Source organism: Mesorhizobium sp. M1423 (genome assembly GCF_040317575.1).
Classification (GTDB): Bacteria; Pseudomonadota; Alphaproteobacteria; order Rhizobiales; family Rhizobiaceae; genus Mesorhizobium.
In genome coordinates, this window is record NZ_JAMYKU010000022.1 from 57,389 (window position 1) to 82,797 (window position 25,409).

At 62.0% G+C, this 25,409-nt stretch carries 23 protein-coding genes and 1 pseudogene; 10 read left to right on the forward strand and 14 right to left on the reverse strand.

The genetic code is table 11. The features are described 5' to 3' along the window. Positions 1-110: 110 nt before the first annotated feature. A pseudogene (locus tag NKG95_RS24580) lies at positions 111-1,163 on the reverse strand (polysaccharide pyruvyl transferase family protein); the annotation flags it as partial. Positions 1,164-1,455: 292 nt separating this feature from the next. Between NKG95_RS24580 and NKG95_RS24585 the strand changes: the two are divergent. The 6 genes from NKG95_RS24585 (at position 1,456) to NKG95_RS24610 (ending at position 9,068) form a co-directional block, all read left to right on the forward strand. Next, positions 1,456-2,628 (forward strand): glycosyltransferase family protein, encoded by a 1,173-nt coding sequence (locus NKG95_RS24585; protein ID WP_023717982.1) that lies wholly within the window; start codon positions 1,456-1,458, stop codon positions 2,626-2,628. 11 nt (positions 2,629-2,639) lie between these two features. Further along, positions 2,640-3,635: a glycosyltransferase family 2 protein gene (locus NKG95_RS24590; protein WP_353042785.1), complete on the forward strand. Its 996-nt coding sequence runs from the start codon at positions 2,640-2,642 to the stop codon at positions 3,633-3,635. Then, on the forward strand, positions 3,635-4,585 hold the full coding sequence (locus NKG95_RS24595) for a glycosyltransferase family 2 protein (protein ID WP_353042786.1): 951 nt from the start codon (positions 3,635-3,637) through the stop codon (positions 4,583-4,585). The genes NKG95_RS24590 and NKG95_RS24595 overlap by 1 nt, the downstream gene beginning before the upstream one ends. Further along, positions 4,575-5,525 carry a glycosyltransferase family 2 protein gene (locus tag NKG95_RS24600; RefSeq protein ID WP_352790637.1) on the forward strand — a complete coding sequence of 317 codons (951 nt, stop codon included), beginning with the start codon at positions 4,575-4,577 and terminating at the stop codon, positions 5,523-5,525. Before NKG95_RS24595 ends, NKG95_RS24600 begins: the two co-directional genes overlap by 11 nt. Before the next feature lie 76 nt (positions 5,526-5,601). Continuing rightward, positions 5,602-6,498: a UTP--glucose-1-phosphate uridylyltransferase GalU gene (gene galU, locus NKG95_RS24605; protein ID WP_352483974.1), complete on the forward strand. Its 897-nt coding sequence runs from the start codon at positions 5,602-5,604 to the stop codon at positions 6,496-6,498. A 149-nt stretch (positions 6,499-6,647) separates the two neighbouring features. After that, on the forward strand, positions 6,648-9,068 hold the full coding sequence (locus tag NKG95_RS24610) for a polysaccharide biosynthesis tyrosine autokinase (RefSeq protein ID WP_353042787.1): 2,421 nt from the start codon (positions 6,648-6,650) through the stop codon (positions 9,066-9,068). 65 nt (positions 9,069-9,133) lie between these two features. On the opposite strand, the gene NKG95_RS24615 is transcribed toward NKG95_RS24610, so the two are convergent. Further along, complete coding sequence (locus tag NKG95_RS24615) at positions 9,134-10,414, reverse strand: glucoamylase family protein (RefSeq protein WP_352860126.1); 1,281 nt, start codon at positions 10,412-10,414, stop codon at positions 9,134-9,136. A gap of 166 nt (positions 10,415-10,580) precedes the next feature. Between NKG95_RS24615 and NKG95_RS24620 the strand changes: the two genes are divergently transcribed. Further along, positions 10,581-11,651 carry a sensor histidine kinase gene (locus tag NKG95_RS24620; RefSeq protein WP_352640702.1) on the forward strand — a complete coding sequence of 357 codons (1,071 nt, stop codon included), beginning with the start codon at positions 10,581-10,583 and terminating at the stop codon, positions 11,649-11,651. 162 nt (positions 11,652-11,813) lie between these two features. Next, positions 11,814-12,002 (forward strand): hypothetical protein, encoded by a 189-nt coding sequence (locus NKG95_RS24625; protein ID WP_353042788.1) that lies wholly within the window; start codon positions 11,814-11,816, stop codon positions 12,000-12,002. Between the two features lie 110 nt (positions 12,003-12,112). Here the strand turns inward: NKG95_RS24625 and NKG95_RS24630 are convergent, their stop codons facing one another. Further along, positions 12,113-12,418: a BA14K family protein gene (locus tag NKG95_RS24630; protein WP_502913983.1), complete on the reverse strand. Its 306-nt coding sequence runs from the start codon at positions 12,416-12,418 to the stop codon at positions 12,113-12,115. Between the two features lie 357 nt (positions 12,419-12,775). On the opposite strand from NKG95_RS24630, the gene NKG95_RS24635 reads away from it, so the two are divergent. Next, the gene (locus tag NKG95_RS24635) at positions 12,776-12,943 is read left to right on the forward strand and encodes a Thivi_2564 family membrane protein (RefSeq protein WP_023717974.1); all 168 of its coding nucleotides are present in this window, start codon (positions 12,776-12,778) and stop codon (positions 12,941-12,943) included. Positions 12,944-13,046: 103 nt separating this feature from the next. Here the strand turns inward: NKG95_RS24635 and NKG95_RS24640 are convergent, their stop codons facing one another. After that, entirely contained in the window at positions 13,047-13,811 is a 765-nt protein-coding gene (locus NKG95_RS24640; protein ID WP_353042789.1) for a metallophosphoesterase family protein, read from the reverse strand. A 181-nt stretch (positions 13,812-13,992) separates the two neighbouring features. Beyond that, positions 13,993-15,900 carry a propionyl-CoA synthetase gene (locus NKG95_RS24645; RefSeq protein ID WP_353042790.1) on the reverse strand — a complete coding sequence of 636 codons (1,908 nt, stop codon included), beginning with the start codon at positions 15,898-15,900 and terminating at the stop codon, positions 13,993-13,995. A 172-nt stretch (positions 15,901-16,072) separates the two neighbouring features. Between NKG95_RS24645 and NKG95_RS24650 the strand changes: the two genes are divergently transcribed. Then, entirely contained in the window at positions 16,073-16,870 is a 798-nt protein-coding gene (locus NKG95_RS24650) for a DUF2259 domain-containing protein (RefSeq protein ID WP_352522584.1), read from the forward strand. A gap of 284 nt (positions 16,871-17,154) precedes the next feature. Here the strand turns inward: NKG95_RS24650 and dhaK are convergent, their stop codons facing one another. From dhaK to NKG95_RS24695, 9 genes are all read right to left on the reverse strand, one after another. Beyond that, the gene (gene dhaK / locus NKG95_RS24655; RefSeq protein ID WP_353042791.1) at positions 17,155-18,141 is read right to left on the reverse strand and encodes a dihydroxyacetone kinase subunit DhaK; all 987 of its coding nucleotides are present in this window, start codon (positions 18,139-18,141) and stop codon (positions 17,155-17,157) included. Positions 18,142-18,167: 26 nt separating this feature from the next. Then, a complete protein-coding gene (locus NKG95_RS24660) occupies positions 18,168-18,590 on the reverse strand; it encodes a hypothetical protein (protein ID WP_292659375.1) in 423 nt (140 codons plus the stop codon). Positions 18,591-18,599: 9 nt separating this feature from the next. Next, positions 18,600-20,201, reverse strand: coding sequence for a phosphoenolpyruvate--protein phosphotransferase (ptsP, locus tag NKG95_RS24665; RefSeq protein WP_353042792.1), 1,602 nt, complete (start codon positions 20,199-20,201; stop codon positions 18,600-18,602). Further along, positions 20,185-20,487 (reverse strand): HPr family phosphocarrier protein, encoded by a 303-nt coding sequence (locus NKG95_RS24670; RefSeq protein WP_352640693.1) that lies wholly within the window; start codon positions 20,485-20,487, stop codon positions 20,185-20,187. Before NKG95_RS24670 ends, ptsP begins: the two co-directional genes overlap by 17 nt. Before the next feature lie 22 nt (positions 20,488-20,509). Then, positions 20,510-20,899: a dihydroxyacetone kinase phosphoryl donor subunit DhaM gene (gene dhaM, locus NKG95_RS24675; protein ID WP_353042793.1), complete on the reverse strand. Its 390-nt coding sequence runs from the start codon at positions 20,897-20,899 to the stop codon at positions 20,510-20,512. Continuing rightward, complete coding sequence (dhaL, locus tag NKG95_RS24680; protein ID WP_353042794.1) at positions 20,896-21,498, reverse strand: dihydroxyacetone kinase subunit DhaL; 603 nt, start codon at positions 21,496-21,498, stop codon at positions 20,896-20,898. Before dhaL ends, dhaM begins: the two co-directional genes overlap by 4 nt. Before the next feature lie 81 nt (positions 21,499-21,579). Beyond that, the gene (locus tag NKG95_RS24685; protein WP_353042795.1) at positions 21,580-23,223 is read right to left on the reverse strand and encodes a dihydroxyacetone kinase subunit DhaK; all 1,644 of its coding nucleotides are present in this window, start codon (positions 23,221-23,223) and stop codon (positions 21,580-21,582) included. Positions 23,224-23,290: 67 nt separating this feature from the next. Then, a complete protein-coding gene (locus NKG95_RS24690) occupies positions 23,291-24,304 on the reverse strand; it encodes an ABC transporter ATP-binding protein (RefSeq protein ID WP_023717962.1) in 1,014 nt (337 codons plus the stop codon). Beyond that, a complete protein-coding gene (locus NKG95_RS24695) occupies positions 24,297-25,409 on the reverse strand; it encodes an ABC transporter ATP-binding protein (RefSeq protein WP_023717961.1) in 1,113 nt (370 codons plus the stop codon). The genes NKG95_RS24690 and NKG95_RS24695 overlap by 8 nt, the downstream gene beginning before the upstream one ends.

Sequence of the window (25,409 nt, forward strand, 5' to 3'; positions counted from 1 at the left end):
CCGAGCTTCTCGCTCGCTTCCTTGGGCGTCACCGTGTCGATGTCGAGCAGCAGGTCGGCGACGCCGATCCGCTTGGCGAGTTCCTTGGTCTTGAATTCATAGGCGATCGGCAGCACCGGCGTGCCGACGCAGAGCGACATGATCATCATGTGCATGCGCGTCGCGACGACGAAGTCGAAGCCTTTCACCAGGGCCATCAGTTGCTCCGGCGTGTGGAACGAAGCGTCCACGCTCACATGCTTGGCGATCTCCGGATCGAGTTCGGCAACGATCGCCCGCGCCGTCTTGGAATCGTCATGGGCGTATTCCGGCACGCCCTGGCAGGTAGAGACGAAGGTCACCTGCTTGGCGTGGTCCCTGACCAGGATGGTCGCGATCTCGCGGATCGAGTCGATGTAGCGGCGCATGCCACCCTCGCCGTCGCTGACATAGTTCCAGTGACGGACGGAAATGGCGACGCGGCCGGTGACAGTCGCCGACTGGCCGGAGGCCAGAAAACTTCCGATCCTGTCGGTATCGGCCAGCGCAAAGACGGCGTCGGCCACGACATGGCATTTGCCGGGGTCTTTCACCATGTCCACAATGTGGCCTCGCGAACGTTCGTCGCGCAGCAGGATGAGCGGGCTCCGGTCGAAGATCGGGCTCAACTCCTGGCGATTGTAACTTTTGTTGAACGGGCCGAGCGATTGCGTGAAGAAGACCGGGTCCTTGGCCAGAATCGCGTCGATCCGGAATTGATTGAGGCGCCGTTCCAGATTGTAGGTCTCGACGAGATAGGTTCCGCCTGTCGTGACCACGAGGTCGGCGTCTTTGTAGATCTCGAGACCACGGCGATTGCTTGAGCTGAACAAACGCCCGAGAACGCCGCGGATGCCGAACCGCCGCAGGGCATTGAGTACGAGCCGATTGTAGATCGGCTTGAACAGGTTCTTCAGCCCACTGCCGTATTTGTAGCGGAACAGCGATTCCGACAGCAGCTTGTGGAATTCGAGATCTGGATACTCCTTCTTCGTGTAGAGCCTCGCCGCCACCTCCGGCTGGCTGTCGAAGACGTAGAACTGGATATCGTCCTGCACGATCGTCTTGAAAACATGGCGAATCGCCAGGAGAATCGCTGCGTCTCCGGTATTCAGGCAGACGGTGTTTTCAACCGCGATCTTCATTGAATGACCTCATTTCGTGAGTAGTCCCGCGGTTCGGTCGACGGATGCCGAGGTGCGGGTTGGCCGAAAATGCTGCACGCCAAGGATGGTCCTCGCGTCGTGATTATTGGCGCGCAGCCCAATGGCAGGGCCAACGCGCGGTCCATGCGGCCCAAGCAGAGCGAGATTAACCCATCGATTTTGCAGTGCAACAAAAAATGTGGATCTTTGCTACGCTGCAACCAAAAATGTTGCGATGCAGCAAGAGCTGTACTAGCATTGTCGCGGGCGGGCCAACAGCGGTCGAGTTTTCATGCTGCATGTCTTGTACTTGGTACACGACGTCTCCGACCCGGCAGTGCGCCGGCGGATCATAATGCTCAAGGCAGGCGGCGCCCAGGTTACGCTGGCGGGCTTTCGTCGAACGGCAAGCGCGGTTGCTGATGTCGAGGGCTTGCAGCCGATCGATCTCGGCCCGACGCGTGATGGCCGATTCGCCCAGCGTCTGGCGGCGATCATGAAGGCGGTGGTCTCGACCGGCTCCAAGCTGGGTTCAATGCAACGGCCCGACCTCATTATCGCGCGCAATTTGGAAATGCTGGCGCTTGCCCGGCGGGCCAGGTCGGCTTTCCAGGCAACGGTGCCGATTGTCTACGAGTGCCTCGACATCCATCGTCTGCTGCTTCGCGACGATCCGCTGGGCTGGGCGATGCGCGGCGCAGAACGCTTCCTGGCCAGGGATGTGAAGCTTCTGGTGACCAGCTCTCCGGCCTTCATCGCCAATTATTTCAAGCCGTTCGGACAGATTGCCGCGCCGGTCGAACTGCTCGAAAACAAGTATTTCGAGCCAGCCGCGGCTTCCCTGGATGACCGCATGACGGAGGAGAATCCTGTTGCGCCGCCTTGGCGAATCGGCTGGTTCGGGGCGCTCCGCTGCCGCCGCTCCCTGGAGCTTCTGGCCGAATTTTCGCGCCGCCTCGACGGCCGCTTCGAAATCGTCCTCAGAGGCCGCCCGGCGTTGTCCGAATTTCCCGATTTCCACGGTTTTGTTGAATCGGAACCCTGGCTCTCGTTTGGCGGACCCTATCGCAATCCGGAGGATATGGCGGCGATCTACCGCGAGGTTCACTTTTCCTGGGCCATCGACTTTTTTGAGCAGGGCCTGAATTCCGAATGGCTGCTGCCCAACCGTCTCTATGAGGGCTGCCGCTTCGGAGCCGTGCCGATCTCGATGGGCAACACCGAGACCGGCCGGTTCCTCGATCGGCAAGGCATCGGCGTTCTTTTGCCAGAAGCCACGCCCGAGGCGCTCGAAGCTGCCCTCGGCACCATGGAGCAGCATCGGTTCGAGACATTGAGGGCACGTGTTCTCGCCCGCAATCCGCGCACCTGGAGCTACGACCGCGCCGATTGCCGGGCGCTCGTCGAAAAACTCCGCGGCCTTGCCGCGGCGCCCGGTCCATATGCTGCCGAAGCATTGGCATAGAAGGACGGCCGATGACGCAACCCGAAACGCTCCCATCCTGCATGATCGTGGTTCCGTGCCTGAACGAAGCGCCCCATATCGGCGCGTTGCTTCGAGAGCTCCGCCCTGCGGCCAAGAGGCTGGGCGCCGTGATCATCGTTGCCGATGGCGGCAGTACGGACGGCACCAGGACGATCGTCGCGGATATCGCCGCAAAAGATCAGCGGGTGGTCCTGCTCCACAATGAAAAGCGCTTGCAGAGCGCGGCGATCAATCTCGCCGTTGCCAGGTTCGGGGAGGGCGTCGACTATCTCATTCGCATCGACGCGCATGGCGGCTATCCCGCCGACTATTGCGACCGGCTGGTCGAAGAAGCGCAGGCCACCGGGGCGGATTCGGTCGTCGTCTCGATGCTGACCAGTGGCAGCGGCATGGTGCAGAAGGCGGCGGCCGCGGCCCAGAATTCCAGGCTCGGCACCGGCGGCTCCAAGCATCGGCACCTTTCGGCGGGGGAATGGGTCGATCATGGCCACCATGCGCTGATCCGGATATCGGCCTTCACCGCGGTCGGCGGCTATGACGAGACGTTCAGCCACAATGAGGATGCCGAACTCGACTATCGGCTCCGTCAGGCCGGTTACCGGATCTGGATGACCGGTAAGACACAAATGGTCTACTACCCGCGCTCCTCGCTGAAGGGCCTCTATTTTCAGTATCTCGGCTATGGCCGCGGCCGGGCGAAGAACGTTCTCAAGCACCGCATGATCCCGAAGATCCGGCAGATGGTGCCGCTTCTGGTGTTTCCCGTGGTTCCTCTCGCCGCCTTTTCCTTCGTCCACTGGCTGGCGGCCGTGCCGCTTTTGCTATGGGTCTCGGTCTGCCTTGGCTACGGCTTCTGGACCGCGGTCAGTCAGCGCAAACCCGACATTGCGCTTGCCGGGGTCTCGGCAATGGTCATGCATTTCGGCTGGTCGGTCGGCTTCTGGCTGCAGCTGCTAGCACCGCGACCGCAGCGCGGGGTAGCGTGATGGACCCGGTCAAGAAAAATCGAAGCATCGATATTTGCGTCTGCACATTTCGCCGGCCGGAGCTTGCCGACACGCTTCGCTCGATAGCGGCCATGGATATGCCTGCGGAATACGCTGTCGGTATCGTCATTGCCGACAACGACGATACGCCGACGGCCGAGCCGCTGGTCGCCAAGCTGGCTGGGGAGCTGAAGCTACCGGTGACCTACCGGCACGCCGCGGCCCGCAACATCTCGATCGCCCGCAACGCTTGCCTCGATGCCAGCGCATCGGACTTTGTTGCTTTCATCGACGACGACGAGACGGCCACCGCCGGCTGGCTTGCCGAACTGCTGGCGACGGCGGAAGCAACTGGTGCTGCGGCCGTGCTCGGACCGGTGCGAGCCCGTTACCGGCCGGAAGCGCCCGACTGGATGCGCAAGGGCGATTTCCACTCGACCTTGCCGGTCTGGGTGCGCGGCGAGATCCGCACCGGCTACACCTGCAACGTCCTGCTCAGAATTGGCGCTGAGAGCCTGCGCGGCCGGCGCTTCAGCCTGGCACGTGGCCAGACCGGCGGCGAAGATACGGAATTCTTCGACCAGATGGTCAAGGCCGGCGGCAGTATCGCCTTTTCGCCAGAGGCTTGGGTCGATGAAGTGGTGCCGGCTGCCAGGGCGGCATTCGACTGGCTCGGCCGCCGCCGGTTCCGCGTCGGGCAGACGCATGGTCACCTCCTGGGGCGCAACGCGCGCGGCCTTTCCCGGCTCAAGCAGGTCGGCATTGCCGCGGCAAAGGCCGGCTATAGTTTCCTGTCGGCAATTCCGGTCGCCATCGACCCCGTCCGACGGAACCGCAGCGTCCTTCGCGGCATTATGCATGTCGGCGTCGTCAGCGGCCTCGTCGGGGTTCGTGAAATCCGCCAATACGGCCTGTCTTCGCCGCAGCAAGGGGGCAAGCGTGCAGCCTGACGTGAGCTTCGTGATTGCCGCCTACAATGCCGAGGCGACCATCGATCGGGCGATTGCCAGCGCCGTCGCCCAGCGCAATGTCAGCGTCGAGGTCATCGTCGTCGACGACAAGTCGCGCGACCGGACGCTCGACCTGGCGAGATCCTACCCCGAAGATATCGTACGCGTTGTCGCGCTTGAGCAAAATCGTGGCCCCGGCGGCGCCAGGAACGCCGGCCTTGAGCTTGCCCGCGGCAGGTGGGTCGCGGTTCTCGATTCGGACGACGCGGTCTATCCCGGGCGAATCTGCACCATGATCGAACGCGCGGAGAAAGCGGGCGCCGAGATCGCGGTCGATAATCTGCAGGTCGTTCGCGAAGATGGCGTTGCCGAAGAGACGATGTTCCCGGCCGACTATCTGGAAGGCCTCGGTGAAATCTCGCTGGCGGATTTCATCGGCGGCAATGTCCTCTTCGAATCGAGGTTCAATCTCGGCTACGTCAAGCCGATCTTCCAGCGCCGGTTCCTGAACGAGAACGGGCTTCGTTACGATGAAAGCCTGATCATTGGCGAAGACTATATCCTCCTGGCCAGTGCGCTGGCCAAAGGCGGCAAATGCGTGGTCGAGCCGACCACGGGCTATATTTACCACATTCGCACCGGTTCCATCTCCCGGGTGCTCGAACTTCATCACGTCGAGGCGATGCGCCGGGCCGATGCCACCTTCGCCGCGACCCATTCCATGGATGCTGCGGCCGCGGCGGCGTTCGCCAGGCGCGCTCGCAGCCTGCGGCGGGCGGCATCATTCCTGTCGCTGGTTCAGCACATCAAGGCGCGGTCCCCGCTCAAGGCGATATGGACGGCGCTCAGCGATCCGGCGGCGGTTCGGCATATGAGCATGCCGATCGCCGTCCGGCTGCGAAGGGTAGCGGCACAGTTTGCCGTGGTGGCGGGGAGGTAAAGGGCTGCAGGCGAATGAAGACAAATTTCGCCGCCTGCGACAGGGTTGAAATCGATCTCCTCAGAAGGAACATGCAATGAAAAAAGTCAGGAAGGCAGTCATACCGGTGGCGGGGCTTGGAACGCGGTTCCTGCCGGCGACCAAATCCATGCCGAAGGAAATGCTGCCGGTGGTCGACAAGCCTGTGGTGCAATATGCGGTGGACGAGGCATTCGAGGCCGGCATCGAGCACATAGTCTTCGTCACCGGCCGCAACAAGGCGGTGATCGAGGACTATTTCGATCTGCATCCTGAACTGATCGGAACCCTGGAGCAGAGCGGCAAGAAGGCGCAGCTCGAATCACTCGAGAGCCTGCTTCCCGTCGCCGGCGCGACGAGCTTCATCCGTCAGCAGTCGCCGCAAGGCCTCGGCCACGCCGTCTGGTGCGCGCGAGAGGTCATCGGCGACGAACCTTTCGCGTTGCTGTTGCCGGATATGGTGTCCTTTGGCGGGCGAGGGTGTCTTGCCGAAGTCGCCGATCTTTATGCGCAGACTGGCGCAAACGTTATCGCCGTCGAGCGTTGCGATCCGACCGAGACCAACAAATACGGCATTGTCGGGCGCGGCGCGGATGTCGGCACCGGCTTCGAGGTGACGGCCATGGTCGAAAAGCCGGCACCGGCCAACGCGCCGTCGAACTTCTACATCAACGGCCGCTACATCCTGCAGCCCGAGATATTCTCGCTGCTGGGCAGCCAGCAACGCGGCGCCGGCAACGAGATCCAACTGACCGACGCAATGGTGCGTCTCGCACAGACGCAGGCCTTCTTCGCCCAGCCTTTCAACGGCCGCATGTTCGACTGCGGTTCGAAGGAGGGCTTCATCCAGGCCAATGTCGCTTTCGCGCTGGCGCGTGAGGACATGAAGGGTCCGATCTTCGAGATGCTGCAGGAATTCGTCCGGTCGCATCAGCGTCGGGAAGAAGCCGCATAATGTCCATTTTTTCGAGGCATTGTGGGTGCGGCTGATGACGCAGGACAGGCCGTTGCGCCGCGCGTAACGCGCACTGTCCGGCGCAAGGTTTGCACCCTATGTGCCGATCTTCGAGGCGGTAGCGCCTGCAAACTAGAATTGGACCGAAGATGAACTATGCCAATTTTCCTGTCGACAAGAGGACGCCATTGCCGACTTCGAGTGCGGCAAACGCCGAAGACTTCATCGACATCGAGCGTCTGCTTGGCATGGCCGCGCGGCAGGCGAAAGTGGTTGCCGCCTGCGCCATCATCGGTCTCTTTCTCGGCGTGCTCTATTTGCAGACCACGCCTCCTACCTATGTGGCGACGAGCAGCGTGCTGATCGACGAAGGATTGAACAAGGTCGTCGACGATATTTCGGCGGCGTCGGTCAGCATGCAGACCGACTCCGCCGTTCTGAGCCAGATCGAAATTCTACAGTCGGCCAGGCTGGCGGGGGTGGTCGTCGACAAGCTGAAGCTCGATCAGAACGACGCTTTCATGAACCCTCCGACATCGGCCCTGTCTAAGGTCGCAAGCTTTGTACGCGGTATCATCCAGTCTGTCCGCCCCAAGCGCGCCGCGAGCACAACCGATGTCACTCAGCTTGATGCCGCGACGCGTGACGCTATCACCGCATCGTCGTCGTCCCGCGACTACGCAATCTTCAAACTGCAGAACCAACTCGATGCCGAGCGGATCGGCCGAAGCTTTGTCATCAGCATCTCCTTTCAGGCGACGGATCCGGCGCTTGCGACCGCCATCACCAAGGCCTATGCCGACGCCTATCTCGCCGATCAGCTTGATGCCAGCTTCGACGCGACCGAGCGGGCGGCTGTCTGGCTGCAGGGCCGGCTGACCGAGCTTCGTGAGAGCTCCCAGGCGGCCGCACTGGCGGTCGAAAAGTTCAGGGCCGAACATGGATTGGCCGTCAATGACGGCCAGCTGATCAGCGACAAGCAACTGTCCGATCTCAACACTCAGCTGATCGTCGCACAGGCCGATACCGCACGTGCCGGCGCCCGCTATCAGCAGTACAAGTCGATCGTCGAAAGCGGCTCGGACAATGCGTTCAAGGACGCCGCGATATCGAACGACCAGCCGAGCAGCTCCGTCATCACGACGCTGAAGAACCGCTATCTCACAGTCGCCAAGCGGCAGCAGGACGTCGAAGCCAATTTCGGCCCGCAACATCCGCAGGCCGTCGCGCTCGCCAAGGAGAAGGCCGACATATCGGCGCAGATTTTCGGCGAGCTGAAGCAACTGACCGAAAGCTACCGCAACGAATACGAGGTCGCTCTGGCGCGCGAAACCGCGCTCCGCGCAAATGTCGCCTTGGCGGCTGGCAAGAGCTCCATCGACAACCAGTCGCAGGTCAAGCTGCGTGAGCTGGACCAAAAGGCCACGGCGCTCTCGACGCTCTACCAGACGTTCCTGAACCGCTATGAGGAGGCTGCCCAACAGCAATCCTTCCCAGTCGGCAAGATCCGGGTCATCTCGGACGCGACGATGCCACAGTCGGCCGCAACCCCGCGCACGGCCATCGTGCTGGGGCTTTCGCTGGCGCTTGGCATAATGATGGGGGCCGGGGTTGGTGGCCTGAATGAATTCAGGGAACGCTTCTTCAGGACCGGCGAGGATGTGCGCGACCGTGTCGGCCTCAAATTCCTCGGCTATCTCCCGGTCATCGGCAAGGCTGGCAAGGATGACCAGCGCAATGGCGGTCAGCCTGACGTCAAAGTCGTTGAATCCAAGACCGCCAGGTCCTCCAAATCCCAGCCCTCCAAAACATTGTCGGCAGCCGAAAAACGTGCGCGCATGCGGGTAACCGTTGATGCACCGGCATCGATGTTCTCCGAGACGCTGCGCAACGCAAAGATCGCCTTTGACGTCGTGATAGAAGGCCAGGGCAGCCGGGTCATCGGCGTGGTCTCGGTGCTTCCCGGCGAAGGCAAGTCGACGGTGGCGGCCAATCTTGCCGGGCTGCTTGCCGCCAACGGATCGAAAACGCTGCTGATCGACGGCGACTTGCGCAATCCCGGCCTCAGCCGCAGCCTCGGCATGGAGGCCGAGCAGGGTTTGATGGAAGCGGTGGTGAGCGGGCAGACCTGGCAGTCGGTCGGCAAGATCGACCGGCAGACCAAACTGGCGATCATCCCGGCCGTCCTGCGTGGCCAGTTTTCGCATACCAGCGAGCTTCTGTCTTCAGCCGGCATGCGGCGTTTCATCGACAACGCCAAGGAAACCTTCGAATACATCATCGTCGATCTGCCGCCGCTCGGGCCCGTCGTCGACGCCAAGGCCTTCGCTCCGCTTGTCGACGGCTTCGTGCTGGTCACCGAGTGGGGACGCACGCCGCGTGCGATGGTGCAATCGATGCTGAGCTCGGAACCCTATATCGCGAAGAAGATCATTGGCGCGGTCCTGAACAAGGTCGAGCTGAAGAAACTCGCCAAGTATGGCGCGATCGGCGGCTCGGAAAAATTCTTCGACAAATATTCGAGCTATTATCTGGAAAAATCGGAAGCGCGCACAAAGGCGGCTGCCTGAGTGCGGTCCGCGCGTTTCGAGCATTTTTGCACCGAAGCGGAATCACCCGGCGTCGCAAAGATCTATTAGGGTGTTGACATTCTGAGATGCTTGCTGATGAAGCTAAGCCTCTCCAAGCCTCTGCGCACTTCCGGCGCCCTCATGAAAAGCCGCCACAACAGCCCTGTACGATGGTTCTCGATCATCGCGATGATCGGCCCCTGATTGATCGCCAGATAGGTTCGGGAGTACCAGTTGCGGCTTTCGCAAAACGCGTCAACAAAGCCGAAGCGGCCCCATATGCGTTTTCGAGGCTTGCCCAGGAAGCCACGCAGTGCGCGCATCGCCTCCGCCGGGGCATAGGGAAAGCTCGACAGGGCAGCAGACGGAGTGATCACGCCAAAGTCCCTGTCGGGTGCATGCGCGACGTATCCTCGCGGCCCATGGCTCGCGGTCAGACCCCAGCAGTCCGGTCCATATCCCAAATGGCTATGGGGATTGCGAACGCAATGCCGATAATTGATCTGCGTATGACTGACGTTCTGTTGCCAGTAATCGGCGTAGCGGTCACTTAGGCCCCGGGGATCGAGCCCGCAGAAAGAATAGTGCGAAAAGAAGAGCGGGCCACCAGAATTCATTCCCAACGGCAGCACGATCCCGTCATGGTCGCGCCCGTTTCGAAAGCCAGGTCCTACAGCAAAACCCTCGTGATAGATTCCCGGATCAATAGGGTGGCGCGCCGATCCCGCCGCCAGCACGAAAGTGAGCAGGCATTCGTTCCAACCCCTGATCGGGCTGTCCATCGCCCAGCCAAAATTAGGGCTCCAATGCCACATGAGTTGCCGAGCGCCGCGTGTAAACCAGTTCCATTCGGCCTGTAGCAACAGCGCGTCCACGCGCTGGCGCAGGCGCACTTCGCCAGTTGTCATCCCGGCGAAATACTCACGGGCGCAAATCAGACCCTGAAACAGGAAGGTGGTTTCGACGAGATCAGCGCCGTCGTCCTTGCGACGAAACGGGATCGTCGCACCAGTTCGCCCGTTGATAAAATGCGGAAAAACGCCGTGGTAGCGCGGGGAGTTCTCCAGGAAATCGAGCATGCCGTGCAATCGCAGCAAAGCCGCGGTGCGGTCGATCCATCCCCGCTCGACCGCAACGATGATGGCTGCAATGCCAAAACCGGCCCCCCCGATCGTCACCAGATCGTTGGCAGGATCACCTGTGGTCTTTTGCCGGTCGCGGGCAAGACCGCTGACGGGATGCGCGCCTTCCCAGAAATAGCGCACCGTCTGCCGCTGCACGACATCCAACAGCGCATCATCGTCGAGCTCGAGAGTATTTTCCGGGAGGTCGAGTGCTGGAATCATCGAGCCGGTGTTAGTGCCTCGGGTGTCCTAAGGCCATTCCTAAAACAATTGTGCGCACGGACCGGCCGCTCACTCGTGTCAGGCCGATTCAATTCGCGACAGGTGCTTGGCGACCCGGTAGAAAGAAAATCAAGGGGAAACAGCCCCTGGATTGGCCTCGAAGCCTATGTTCCATCCCATTGCGAATATCGAAGACGCGCAGACGCTGGCGCAGGCCATCGTCAATACGATGGTCGAACCCTTCCTCGTTCTCGATGAGAACTTTCGCGTGCTGGCGGCCAACCACTCCTTCTATCAGACCTTCAGGGTCGACCCCGAGCAGACGCACGGCTCGCTGCTCTACGCGCTGGGCGACGGCCAGTGGGACATTCCAGCGCTTCACCTGCTCTTGGAGACGATCATTCCCGAGAAGACCGCCATGGACGGCTTCGAGGTCGAGCATGATTTCCCCGATATCGGCCGGCGCACGATGCTGCTCAACGCGCGGAAGGTCCTTTACGACCACAGTTCAGCCGCGACCATCCTGCTCGCCTTCAATGACATCACGGCGCGCCGCGCCATAGAAAGGGAAAAGGAAGAACTTCTCGGCCGCACCGAAGACCTGCTGCGGCAGAAGGATGTGCTGCTGCGCGAAATGGAGCACCGGGTCGCCAACAGCTTGCAGATCATCGCCAGCATTTTGCTGCTGAAGGCTCGGTCCGTCACCTCAGATGAAACGCGGCAGCACCTGAAGGATGCCCATCAACGCGTGCTGTCGGTAGCAGAAGTGCAGCGGCATCTCCATGCCTCAACCGGTGCCGACGAAATCGAGGTTGGTTCTTATCTGTCCAAGCTTTGCAGCAGTTTGGCCGCTTCGATGATCGGGGAAGCACAGGCTATTGCTGTAAACGTTATGGCGGAAAATGGAAGGATAGACTCCCAGAAGGCGGTCAGCCTTGGCCTGATCGTGACCGAGCTCGTTCTCAACGCCATCAAGTATGCATTCTCGACAGAAAAGGTCGATGCGCTGATCTTGGTGACCTATGAGACCGATGCGGAGGATTGGAAGTTGACCGTATCGGACAACGGGTGGGGCAAACCCGTTCGCGACATTCCAGGTGCGGGACTGGGGACAGCGATCGTCGAGGCGCTTGTCAAACAGCTTGAAGCACGCATTGACACGGTCACGGGCAATACTGGCACGACGATTGCCATTACCAGAGCGACATTCACGTCGCGGATGCCGAAAGCAGCATAGCTTGGTCGCCTGGCGTACGCTTCAAGCGGTTGTCCGAATTGCGCCTTGAAGATCATCCCATCAGGTGGTGTAGCTCGAATTTTTCGAAGCCGCTCGCTAGCGGCTGTCGCTGATGTTCCTATTCTCTGTGCTATAGGTTGCGTTTAATTGGAGAAACAACCAATGCAGCGGACCGTGACGGTAGTCGAGAAAATTACGGGCCGGGTGGTCGGCGCGTATCCGATCGATCTTTCGGGCCAGGATCACCAGACTTCCGATGATCAGTATTTTGCCAAAGCGTTCGAAGCCGCCGTCGACGGCGGCCTCATTGCCGAGGCTGAAGCGCACGCTGTCGAATTCCGTCTGGAATAGACACTCAAGCCGAGATCCACGCTACTTTCGCTTTTCCATCGCCGCCTTGGCGCCGCTACGAAAAACCCCGCGCGATGCGAGGTTGTTGATGCGGTCAAAAACCTTACGTTTCAGTACGGCGAATTACACTGCTGCCAAGGGCCATAGCTAGGCTGGGATGTATCGTCTGAAGCTCGATAGCTCCGGTATCGGTCGTAGCACCACTGTACATGCGAATCGCCGCGATCGACCGGGTTCTGGTTGTTGTTGATGATCACGCCGCTGATCACCGCGCCGGCAGCGAAGGCCGCCAGCGGAAACCAGTAGTCACCATGACGGCGATAACCGCGATGGTATTCACGATAGCCGCGATGACCGTTCCAGTTCACGCCATCGTTGCGCGAAAAATTGCGATTGCGGTTGAATTTCCGCTTCATCCACGGGCTTGTAGTCGACCGTCGCCACATCGGACGAAACAGAAGGTGCCTGCGGCAGAAACATTTGAGCTGCGTCGGCTGATCCGGCTGCCGTCACGAATGAAACTGACAACGTGGCCGCGAGCAAACCGGATAATATCTTGTTCATAAATCTCCTTTGAAGGAATGGTTGATATCCCTTCTCGGATTTAAAACGATTTAAAGAGGTTAAGATTCCGTGGCGTGCCAGACAGCCTTCGACACCGCCAGCCAGGCTGTTCGAATCACTTGTCAGGTGCTACGGCTCGAACAAGCATGGGCAATCTTCACACGATGCGGTGTGCTGGCTTTTTTCTACGTTTCATACAGTGAGGGACAATGGCCGGCACTCCGTTGATCAGCATTCTGATCACTTTCCTTGTCATAATTCTGGTGCTGTATCTGGTCAATCGGTTGCCGCTTGATGGTCGCACTCGTCAGATTGCCCAGATTGTCGTGATCATTATTGGCATCATTTCGCTGCTGAAGTACCTCGCAGTGTTTTAAGCCATCACGGTTGGGATATGCGACGCTGCTGGCGTCCGAGCGAGCAAGACAAACCCAGCGCTTTACACCCACTCATGAGCAGGCGGCTTGAGACCTTCCCGCTCTAGGAAAATATCAGCCTCGCGCGGTTGTCGACGATCCTGAGGGCGGCCAGCTGGCCGGTTTGGAAGGCGCCGGTGTCTATGCCAAGCCGGCGTCCCTCGAGCTTCGGAACCTCGACCGGCGTATGCCCGTGCACCACATAGCGGTCGAGAAGATGCGCGGCTTCGAAGAAGTCCGAACGGATATTCAGCAGGTCGTCCTCGTCTTGCGCGGCGAGGTCGATGCCGGGCCTGATGCCGGCATGAACGAACACGAATTTCGCCGAACAGACCATGACCGGCAGCGCGCGCATGAAGCTGATGTGGTCGGCTGGAATGATTTCCCGAATGCGCTTGTCGACCTCCTCGCTTGAACCGTAGAGATCGGCCATGCGCGACGGGTCGACGCCGTAGGAAAACAGCGTTTGCAGGCCGCCTATCGCCAGCCACGACTCTCTCGAAAGGATCCCGTCGAGGTAGTTCAGCATCACGACTTCGTGGTTACCGGCAAGGCAGATGCGCTGGAAGCCTTGGAGTGGCGGCGCCAGCAGATGATCGAGCACACGCGCCGACTGAGGCCCACGATCGACGTAGTCGCCGAGCATGATGATCAGCTTGCGCCCTTCGAAAGACGCAGAATCGAGCCGGATCTTCTGCTCCAGGGAGCGAAGCTCCTTATAGCAGCCATGCACGTCGCCGATCGCATAGACGACTGTGTCCTGGATATCGATCTCGAGCCGCTGGCGCGCCGCGGTCCGGGGCTTTCTCGATGGCTGGAACAGGGTCACGAATGGCGTCTCGTATGGCTATGAATGCGCCTCGATCTCGAAACAACATGGCGACGCAGCGCGTGGATACCACGTCTGGCACCGGTCGTTCCATACCGGAGCTTCGGATGCCGACGGGATGCAGCGCGACGCGACCGGAAACGTCCGGCCGCGGATGATTTGCGCCGTCGGGTTTGAGTCCTTACAGGCCGATACCGCGGCCCTTCAGTGCGGCGGTGATCTCGTCGAGGATGGCCGGATCGTCGATCGTTGCCGGCATGGTCCATTCCTCCTTGTCGGCGATCTTCTGCATGGTGCCGCGCAGGATCTTGCCGGAGCGTGTCTTCGGCAGGCGCTTGATCGTCACCACCGTCTTGAAGGCGGCGACCGGACCGATCCGTTCGCGCACCAAGGCGACCACCTCGTTTTCGATCATACCGGCGTCGCGGTCGACGCCGGCATTCAGCACGACGAAGCCGAGCGGAACCTGGCCTTTCATAGCATCGGCAATGCCGACGACGGCGCATTCGGCGACGTCGGGATGCGCGGCCAGAACCTCCTCCATGGCGCCGGTCGATAGCCGGTGGCCGGCGACATTGATGATGTCGTCGGTGCGAGCCATGACATAGAGATAGCCGTCCTCGTCCATCATGCCGGCATCCGCGGTCTTGTAGAAGCCGGGGAATTCCTCGAGATAGGCTTGGCGAAACCGCTCGTCGGCGTTCCACAGCGTCGGCAGGCAGCCGGGGGGCAACGGCAATCTGACCACGACATTGCCGAGCGCGCCCCGCTTCACCTCATGGCCTTCATCGTCGAGCACGCGGATGTCGTAGCCGGGCATCGGCACGCCGGGCGAGCCGTATTTGACCGGCAGCAGGCCCAGTCCGGCGGGGTTGATGGTCATCGGCGAGCCGGTCTCGGTCTGCCACCAATGATCGACTACCGGCACGTTCAGCTTCTGCTCCGCCCATTTGATGGTTTCCGGATCGGCGCGCTCGCCGGCAAGGAACAAAGTGCGGAACCTCGACAGGTCGTATTTCGGGACGAATTCGCCCTTTGGGTCTTGTCCCTTGATGGCGCGGAAGGCGGTTGGCGCGGTGAACAGCGCTACGACAGCGTGCTCGGCGATCACCCGCCAATAGGTGCCGGCATCGGGCGTGCCGACCGGCTTGCCCTCGAACAGGATGGTCGTGCAGCCATGCAGCAGCGGGCCGTAGACGATGTAGGAATGGCCGACCACCCAGCCGACATCGGAAGCCGCCCAGAACACTTCGCCCGGCTTGACGCCGAACTCGTTTTCCATCGACCATTTCAGCGCGACCATATGGCCGCCATTGTCGCGCACGATGCCCTTCGGCTGGCCGGTCGTGCCCGACGTGTAGATGATGTAAAGCGGATCGGTGGCAAGCACCGGAACACACTCGACATTGGCGCCGGCGGCCCGCTCGCGCGCCACGGCGTCGGCATAGTCGATATCGTGATTTTCCCTGAGCTCGCAGCGCAGCTGGTCGCGTTGCAGGATGAGGCAGGTTTCGGGCTTGTGCCGCGACATCTCGATCGCCTTGTCGAGCAGCGGCTTATAGGCAACGACGCGCCCTGGCTCCAGGCCGCAGGACGCGGAGATGATCAGCTTCGGCTTGGCATCGTCGATGCGGGTGGCGAGCTCATGCGACGCAAAGCCGCCGAAGACCACCGAATGCACGGCGCCGATGCGAGCGCAGGCGAGCATCGCGAAGGCTGCTTCCGGCACCATCGGCATGTAGATGATGACGCGATCGCCCTTTTGAATGCCGCGATTCTTGAGCACCGAGGTAAGCGCAACCACCTCGCGCTTCAACTCGGCATAGGTGAATTTCCTGATGGTCCCGGAAATCGCGCTGTCATGTATCAACGCGATCTGGTCGGCACGGCCGCCCGCCACATGGCGGTCGACGGCATTGAAGCAGGTGTTGCATGAGGCACCATTGAACCACCGGCCATAGACGCCGGCATTGGCATCGAAAACGGTCTCAAAGGGCGAGAACCAGTCGATTGCGCTCGCTGCATCGGCCCAGAATTTTTCCGGGTCGCGTTTCCAGCCGTCATAGACCTCGTGGTAGCGTGACGCCATCCAGCTTCCTCCCCAGAAATGTTTGCTGCCGTTGAAATAGCGTATGCTGCTTTCTGTAACCATGTATTTGTGCTTTTCGTTTGCCGTCGTTCTAGTTTGACGGCAAGTGCAGGGGTCCTCGTGGTCTACGGGCTGATATCGGCCGAATTTTCGACATTGGGGGCAGGGCGCGATGAAACTGCGATACGAGCTTGGATTTGCTGTCGTTGCGACGCTGGCCCTGATGATTGCTTCAGCTGCTCAGGCCGGCGATGCGGCGGCACGGCGCATCATCGGCTTTTCGCCCGACGGCAACTATTTCGCCTTCGAGCAATACGGCACGCTCGACGCCGGTGCTTCGGATTCGGGCTGGTCGGAGATCGAAATCATCGACACCCGCACCGATGAGTTCGTCGGCGGCAAGCCGATCCTCATCGTCGACGAGATGGAGGATGCGACGCTGACGCTTGCGCAGGCGAGGGCACAGGCCGCCGAGCAGGCGGCGCCCTTGCTGGCCAAATATGCCATAGCGCCGCGCGGCGAGCGGACTGCCTTCGACAAGTTCACCTTTCCAGACGACATGGTCGACTACAACGACATTGCGCGTCTCGAGCAGGTCTCGCAGAAATGGCTTTCGCCGACCCATGACGAGCTTGGCATCTCGACCTTCCAGCTCGACCAGATCCTTGCCGACAGCACGGCGGATTGTTCAGCGAGTTTCGACGGGGCGCAGCAAGGCGAGACGACCGGCAAGGCGCTCGGTTTCCGCCTGACGCTGCAGGATCAGGACGGTAAGCCGATCAAGGTGCTGCACGAGGACAAGGCCGTACCCGGTCCGAGGAATTGCCCGACGTCCTACAGCCTGTCGGAATCCTACGCCTTCACCCCTGACGGCAAACCAGGCGTGCTTGTCGTGCTCGTGCAGCGCTTCAGCCAGGGATTTGAAGGGCGTGACCGCCGTTTCATCGCCGTGACCGGGCGGACGCGTTGAAAACGGCGCACTGAACAGTCCTGTACCCGAGTTGCCCGCCTAAAGCGGCAGCGCAGCGAGCATAAGTCCGACACCGCCGGCGATCAGCAAGGCGGCTGCAAACATCTTCCCATGACGCTCGAACCCCGTCGGCGCCCGATCCCAATTGTAACGCATGCGCAACTCCCCAAACCCCGCCGATTCCTTATCTTACCTTGGGTGAGGAGGGCAACTGTCTGACGATGCGCGGCGTTGCCGATGTCGATCTTGTCACCGACTATTTCTGAGATATCCCCGCCATGGCGCTACATACCCCAACGCAGCGCGGCCGTATGCACTGGTGCATCCCACAATGCAGCGGCCTCATCGTCGAGCATGCTCAGCGTGATCGAACAGCCGGCCATGTCGAGTGAAGTGACATAGGAGCCGACCAGCGAACGGGCCACCGTCACGCCGTGCTTCTCGAAGATTTTGCGGGCGCTGTTGTACATCAGATAGAGCTCCATCAGCGGCGTGCCGCCAAAGCCGTTGACGAAGAGCAGTGCCTGACCCCTGGCGCTGTCGCCCAGATCGCCGAGGATCGCGGTGCAGATCTCCTCGGCGATGGCGTCAGCGCTCTTCAACGTGTCGCGCCGCCTTCCCGGTTCGCCATGGATGCCGACGCCGAACTCCATCTCGCCGTCGCCGATGTCGAAGGTCGGCTTGCCCGCCGCCGGCACGGTGCAGCTGGTCAGCGCCACGCCCATCGAGCGCGTCGCGCCGTTGACGCGCTCGCCGAGCGCCTTCAACGGCTCCAGTGCCATGCCTTGCTCGGCTGCGGCGCCGACAATCTTTTCCACCACCAGCGTGCCGGCGACGCCGCGCCGGCCGGTGGTGTAGGACGAATTTTCGACTGCAACGTCGTCATTGGTGACGATTTGCATAACGCCTTCCGTCATTTCAGCGGCCATGTCGAAATTCATCACGTCGCCCTCGTAGTTCTTGACGATGAACAGGCAGCCGGCGCCCGTGTCGACGGCATCGGCCGCCGCCATCATCTGGTCCGGCGTCGGCGAGGTGAACACCTGGCCGGGGCAGGCGGCATCCAGCATGCCATGTCCGACGAACCCGCCATGCAGCGGCTCGTGACCCGAGCCGCCGCCGGAGATCAGCGCCACCTTGCCCGACTTGAGCAGCTTGCGGCGGACAAATTTGTGTTCCTCGCCAAGCGCCAGAATGTCGGCATGCGCGGCAACGAAGCCGTCGAGGCTCTCGGTCAGCACCGTGTCGACCGAATTCAGAAATTTCTTCATGGCTGTCCTCCCGAAATAGCCCAGCGTCAGCTGCCCTTGCCGGCGATGCTGGTGATCTTCTGGATGAAATCATTGACCGCCCGGTCGAGCGCCGCATTCTGCTTATCGTCGCCGAAATCGGGAACGATCAGCGAGACATGGCGTGTCTTGCGCATGCCTGCGGCCAGCGACATCTTTCCCGGATGCGCCCGATGATATGCTTCAAGGAAATGATCACGTTCGGCCGGGCTGAAATGGCAGACGGAGAAGATAGCCGGCAAATGCTTCGATGGTATCGGCGTCGAATAGGCCGGGCTGGAAATCTGCGTGACGAAGCTGCGGTGCTTGCCGAGCGCGTCGGCGAGGCGCTGGCGCATGCCGGATGGGCGCTGGTCGATCACCTGCGACAGGATCGTCTTGTAGGCGCGGATAGCCTCTTCGGGGCCGGATTGCGACGCCTTGTCTGCCATGCCGGGGCCCTAGATCGAAACGTCCGCGATGGCCGCCTTGGCCATCGCGAGTTGGGCGGGAGCGACGGAGAGGTCACGCAGGCCGGTTTCGAGCAGCGCCGGGATCGAGGCGGGGTCGCCGCCGGCATCGCCACACAGGCTGACCGGGATATTATGCTCGCGGCCGAAGGCGGCAACGGAGGCGATCAGCCGGAGCACGGCCGGGTGCCTGACGGAATTCAGATGTGCGACAGAAATGTTGTCGCGAGCGGCGGCCATCACATATTGGGTCAAATCATTTGAACCGATCGAGAAGAAAGCGGCCTCGGCGAATACCTCCGGTACGATGGCCACCGACGGCACCTCGACCATGATGCCAAGCGGCGGCATTTTGTGCGCGATGCCGCGCGCGAAAAGGTCAGCCTGCTCTTCCGCGAACAGCGCCGTCGCGCGTTCATATTCTTCCGGGACGGCGATCATCGGGAACATCACCTTCAGATTGCCGTGCATGGCGGCACGTAGCAAGGCGCGGATCTGTATGCGAAAGACCTCCGGACGCGCCAGCGACAGCCTGATCCCGCGCAGGCCAAGGAATGGATTACATTCCTCGACGGTCAGGCCCGGCACAGGCTTATCGCCGCCAGCATCGACGGTTCGGATCGTCACCGGCCTGTCGCCTGCCCATTCCAGCACTTTGCGGTAGGCGCGATATTGCGTCTCCTCGTCCGGCAGCGTCTTGCCGACCAGGAATTCGGTCCGCATCAGCCCGACGCCGTCGCACGTCGCAGCATCGATGCTGTCGACATCGGACGGATCGGCGATATTCACCTGCACCCGGACCGCTATGCCGGTCTTCGTTGCCGCAGGCCTTGTCAGATAGGCTGCCGCTTTGCCGCGATGCGCCGCGAAAGACAACGACGATCGCCGGAATATGGCGATCTCCGCTTTCGAAGGTGCCAATACGATGCCGCCATGTTCGGCATCGAGCAGCGCGATTTCGGCAAGGTGAGCCGGCGAAGCACCGAGTTCGGCCGGCCCCAGCGCTACTATCATTGGCACGCCGCGCGAGCGCGCCAGCATGGCGACATGGCTTGCGGCACTTCCGGCTTTCAGCGCAATGCCGCCGCCCGCACTCCAGTCGGTTTCGAGGAAGCGCGTCGGTGCGATATCCTCGCCGTAGAGGATCGCGCCCGCCGGCGCGGCAATGTCGCCGCCCCCGGTCAGTGCGCGCAGCACCTGGTCGCGTATATCGCGCATGTCGGCGGCGCGGGCACGGAAATAGTCCTGCTCGGATGTTTCGTAGCCGGCGATTTCGGCGTCGAGTGCCTGCCGCCAAGCCACATCAGCGGCCATGCCCTCGGCGATGTGCGAAAAGGCCGGGGCGGTCAGCGCATCGTCCTCCAGCATGGCGAGCTGGAATTCGAGGATATCGGACGCCTCGCTGTCGCTGGTTTCGATCAATGTCGCGAGCCAGCCTGCGGCAATGCCGATGGCGGCCTCAAGCGCCGCCTTCTCGTCCGCGGCACTCGCCTTGCGGACATAACGCATAGCAGCCTGGTCGAGGTCGAACAGCGGCCCCTCGGCATAGCCGGCCGATGCCGAAATGCCCTGCAGCCTAAGCGGTTCGGGCATGGTCCTTGCCTTCGTCGAAATCGCGCCGCACCAGCTCGACCAGCGCGCCGACCGCCTCGCCGGCGCCGTCGCCTCTGGCTCGGATATGCAGCACAGTGCCTTTAGGCGCCTTCGCCGCCATCACCTTGACGATGCTCTTGGCGTCGTACCACGGCCCGTTGGCGGCGACCGCCACTTCGACCTCGGCCGAAAACGTCTTGGCAAGCTTGGTGAACTTCACCGAAGGACGTGCATGCAGTCCCACCTCATGGGTGATCAGGACGCTGGCTTCGGCTGCTGCGGACATGCTTGTCAAAATTCCCGTTCGTTCACGACGGCGACAATTCGTGCGCCGTCGCCACCACTTCCGTGAGCGAGGCGCCGCCGGAAGCCTCGGTCGCCGCCATCACCGCACCTTCGACGATCGGCGCATTACAGACGATGATCTTCTGGGCGCGTGGTTCGCCGATCATCTCGACCGCCATCTCGCTATTGGTCTCGGCGCCACCGAGATCGACGAGGATGGCGACACCCGCCTCCGACCAGGCCTTGTCGATGGCGCCCATGATCGCCTCGACATTGGTTCCCAGCCCGCCATGGCCGTTTCCGCCGCACCATGCAAGCGGCACTTCGTCGCCGACCATCTGCCGCACCATATCGGCGGTGCCTTCGGCGACCAGCGGCGAATGCGATACGATGACGATGCCGACATTGCTCATGCGCGCCTCTCGATTATCTCGGCTACGGCCCGCACCAGAAGCGCGGTCGAGCGTGCGCCGGCATCCATATGACCGATCGAACGGTCGCCAAGGAAGGAGGCGCGCCCACGCAACGCCTTCATCGGCACGGTCGCCTCGGCTGCGTTGTCAGCGACCTCGGCGATGTCCGCTGCCGCCCTTCCCTGCAGCAGGGCCTCATGCACCGGCTGCAGCACATCGAGCATGGTTTTTTGCCCGGCCTGCGACTTACCTCTGGCGGCTACCGCTTCGATCGCCTTGCCGAAGGCCGCAGCCAGATTGGCGCGATCCGGCGCGGCGGAAATCTCCTTGCCGAGCGCCATGAACAGCGTGCCGAACAGGGGTCCGGAGGCTCCGCCGACAGTCATCACCAGTTTGGTGCCGATCGCCTTCAGCGCCTCGGGCAACGGCTTTGCCGCGAACGCGCCGGCCTCGGCCCGCACTGCCTCGAAGCCGCGTTTCATGTTGAGCCCATGGTCGCCGTCGCCGATCGCCTGGTCGAGCCTGGTCAGCTCTTCGGCATGGGCGGCGATGGTGTTTGCCGCCGCCTCGATCAGCCTGGAAAGATCCGCTGCCGCCATATCACCCATGCTCCTGGCCCCTGCGCTGCCGGCAGTACGAGAAAATTGCATATCCGGCAATCGAAGCATTCTTTTCCCCAGTCAAGCGGGTTCGAGCAACGCAGCGAGGGCACTGAAGACCTCGGCGACGGCAAAGGCGCCGGGGTCGACCACGCCGTCGAGCTGGCTGCCAATATAGGCGGACCGGCCAGCCTTGGCCCTGCGCATGGCAGCGGTGGCCTCGGCGCCGCGTTGCGCCGCGACCGCCGCATCTTCCAGACTGCCGCTATCCAGCGCCCTCAAGGCGGGTTCCAGGGCATCGATCATCGTGCGATCGCCGACCCTCGCTCCGCCATAGAAGGACATCCGATCGAGGCCGGCGAGAAGTGCCTTGGGAAAAGTTGCGCCAGACGCCAACGCCTGCGCGGCGGCTGTAAAGAAGATCGACAGCAGTACGCCACTGGAGCCGCCCATGCTGGCGCTCAGGATGTCGCCCACGGTGGCGAGCGTTGCGGCAGGGTCGGCGAGCGGCAGTGTCTCAAGGCGGCTAAGCACGCTCCGCGCGCCGGCCGCCACAGTTGATCCGGTGTCGCCGTCTCCCGCCTTGGCATCCAGTCCGTTCAACGCGTCTTCAAGCGAGATCAGCCGTTCGCAGATGGCTACCACCAGCCGTTCACTGCGTGCATCCTGGCTGGCTTTCGACGCGTTGCTCCGGCCGGCGGTTTTGGCCACCGGCACGACGTTCACCGGGCGAACGGCTCTTGCCGGCAGCCAGGCGTGAGGGCCTACCGGTGCCCGCAACGCTGCTTCGCGCGGCGCATCGAGCCGGATCAGCGACAGGGAAAAGCCGTTCATGTTGAGCGCCGTCATAAGCTGCCCGGGCCCGATTGTCAGCGTCACCTTTCGTGCCAGCGGTGATGCCAATACCGCATTGGCGACAAGCAACATTTCCAGCGGTGGCACCGAACCGAGATTGTTGATCAGCAAGGCGTAGTCACTGGCGGGATCGAGCCGCGCGGCAAGGCGCTCCGACATGATCGCAACCAGCCTTTCGGCACTTTGCACCGCAATCCGCTCAACGCCCGGTTCGCCATGGATGCCGAGGCCGAGTTCGGCGTCGTCGGCGCCAAATCTTTCGTCATGGCTCTGGCCGGGGATCGAGCAGGACGACAGCGATATGCCGAGTGAAACGATGTCCACCGCCGCGGCCCGCGCCGCAGCGGCAACCGTCGCCAGATCGTTGCCGGCTTCCGACAGGTGGCCGGCGATCTTGTGCACGAACAAGGTGCCGGCAACGCCACGCGGCTGGGCAATATCCGGCAGGGCAATGTCGTCGGCGACGATCACCATCTCGACGCGGAAGCCTTCGGCACGCGCCTTCTCGGCTGCCAAGCCGAAGTTGAGGCGATCACCGGTGTAGTTCTTGACGATCAGCAGGCACCCGGCGGGACCGGTTACCGCGCGGATGGCGGCCAATACTGCTTCCACGCTCGGCGAAGCAAAGATCTCGCCTGATACTGCCGCCGTCAGCATGCCCACGCCGACGAAGCCGGCATGCGCGGGTTCGTGCCCGGCCCCGCCGCCGGAGATGATGCTGACCTTGCTCTTATCCCAGTCCGCACGGAGGACGACCTTGAGTTCGGGATAGCCGTCGAGGCGAGCGAGATCGCCGGCGCCGGTCGTGCCGAGAAAGCCGTCCAGTGCCTCAGTTACGATCGTATCCCTGCGATTGAAAAAATGCTTCATCGAATTGGTCCAGTCCGGTGCCCGAAATTGCCGGTTGAAAGGTGCCAGGAAAACACTCGCGCAGCGCTCACATCAGCCGTCGCCCATCGGCGCCGAAATACAGCGGCGAGCGATAGCGGATCATGATCTTGTCGCCCTGCGCCAGGTCGGTGTCGGGGTCGGTCAGCGTCACCAGCTTCTTGGTCCCCACCGTCACGTGCAGATGGTTCTGGTCGCCGAGATGCTCGACCCAATCGACGACGCCGTCGGCATGGCCGTTCGCCGCCTTCTCGATCGAAAGATGTTCGGTGCGCGCTCCGATCGTCTTGGTTCCCGCCGGCGCGCCGCCATCCGGCAGCAGTCCGACCGGCAACAAATTGATGGCCGGTTGGCCTAGCCTTGCCGCGACGTGAAGGTTTGCCGGCTCAGAATAGATCGTGCGCGGCGAACCGATCTGCACCAGCACGCCGTCGGCGAGGATGCCGATGCGGTCGGCCATGGTCATCGCTTCGATCTGGTCGTGTGTGACGTAGAGCATTGTAGCGCCGAGTTCGGCCTGGATGCGCTTCAGCTCGAGCCTGAGATCGGCGCGCAGCTTGGCGTCGAGCGACGACAGCGGCTCGTCCATCAGGTAGATCGACGGTTTGCGCACCAGAGCGCGGCCGATGGCGACGCGCTGCATCTCGCCGCCCGACAGTTTGGTCGAGCGATTATTCAGCTTGTGGTGGATGCGCACCATCTTGGCCACGTCCTCGACGCGGCGGCGGATCTGATCCTCCGGCATTTTGCGCGCCGGCGAGCGTAGCGGAAAGGCGAGGTTGTCGTAGACCGACAGATGCGGATAGAGCGAATATTGCTGGAACACGAAAGCGGTGTCGCGCTCGGCCGGCGACAGCGTCGTCGTGTCGTGGCCGGCAATATGGATCGAGCCCGCTTCGGGCCGCTCCAGCCCAGCGATCAGCCTGAGCGTCGTCGTCTTGCCGGCGCCAGTCGGCCCGAGCAGCACGACGAATTCCCCGTCGGCGATATGCAGGTCGAGATTGTCGACGGCGACATGCTCGCCAAAAACCTTGGTCACGCCTTTGATGTGAACGTCAGCCATGATGCGCTCTCCCCTGGGAGGCCGACTCATGGATTTCGGTGCGCACCGCACGGCCGGATCCTTTTGCGAACAGCGACAGCCGCGCGCTGCTCAGCGCCAGGCCGACATGATCGCCCGGATTGAGCCGGATTTCGGCCGGCACCCTGGCCTTGATGATGCCGTCTGCCGTCTCCACCGCCACGATCTGCGTGGTACCGAGATACTCGGTGCCGTAAATGGCGCCGCGCAGCTTCGAGGCGTCGTCGAAGCGGATGTGCTCCGGTCGGATGCCAAGCGCCATCTCGGCCGGTGCAACATCCTCGCGCACTTCCGGCACGGCCACCTTCGCGCCTTGCACAACAATTTCCCTGGCGCCCTTTGAAAGGCCGCCGCCGAAGCCGAGGAAATTCATCGGCGGCGAGCCGATGAAGTCGGCGACAAACATCGTCGCCGGCCGGTCGTAGATCTCACGCGGCGTGCCGAACTGCTCGATGACGCCATGGTTCATCACCGCGATCTTGTCGGCCATCGACATCGCTTCCATCTGGTCGTGCGTGACATAGACGGTGGTGGCGTGGATGCGGTTGTGCAATTCGCGCAGCTCATGGACCATCAGGTCGCGGAATTCGGTGTCGAGCGTGCCGAGCGGCTCGTCCATCAGGAAACACTTTGGCCGCCGCACGATGGCGCGGCCGAGCGCCACGCGCTGGCGGTCGCCGCCGGCAAGCCCGGAGACGGATTTGTTGAGCAGATGGTCGATCCGCAAGAGCTTCGCCGTCTCTTCCACTCGGCTCCGGATTTCAGCGCCTGGCATGCCTTGCGCCAGAAGTGGAAAGCCGATGTTCTTTCTCACATTCATGTGCGGATAGAGCGCGAACAGCTGGAAGACGAAGGCGATGTCGCGCTCGCGGGCACGCCGCATGGTGACGTCCTCGCCGCCAAGCAGGATCTTGCCGCCGGTCGGCAGTTCGAGCCCGGCGATCATGCGAAGCGTCGTCGTCTTGCCGCAGCCCGACGGCCCCAGCATGACGAAGAACTCGCCGTCCTCGACGACGAAGTTGGAATCCTGCACGGCGACGAAATCGCCGAAAGCCTTCCTCAGATGTTCGATCCTGATCTCGGCCAT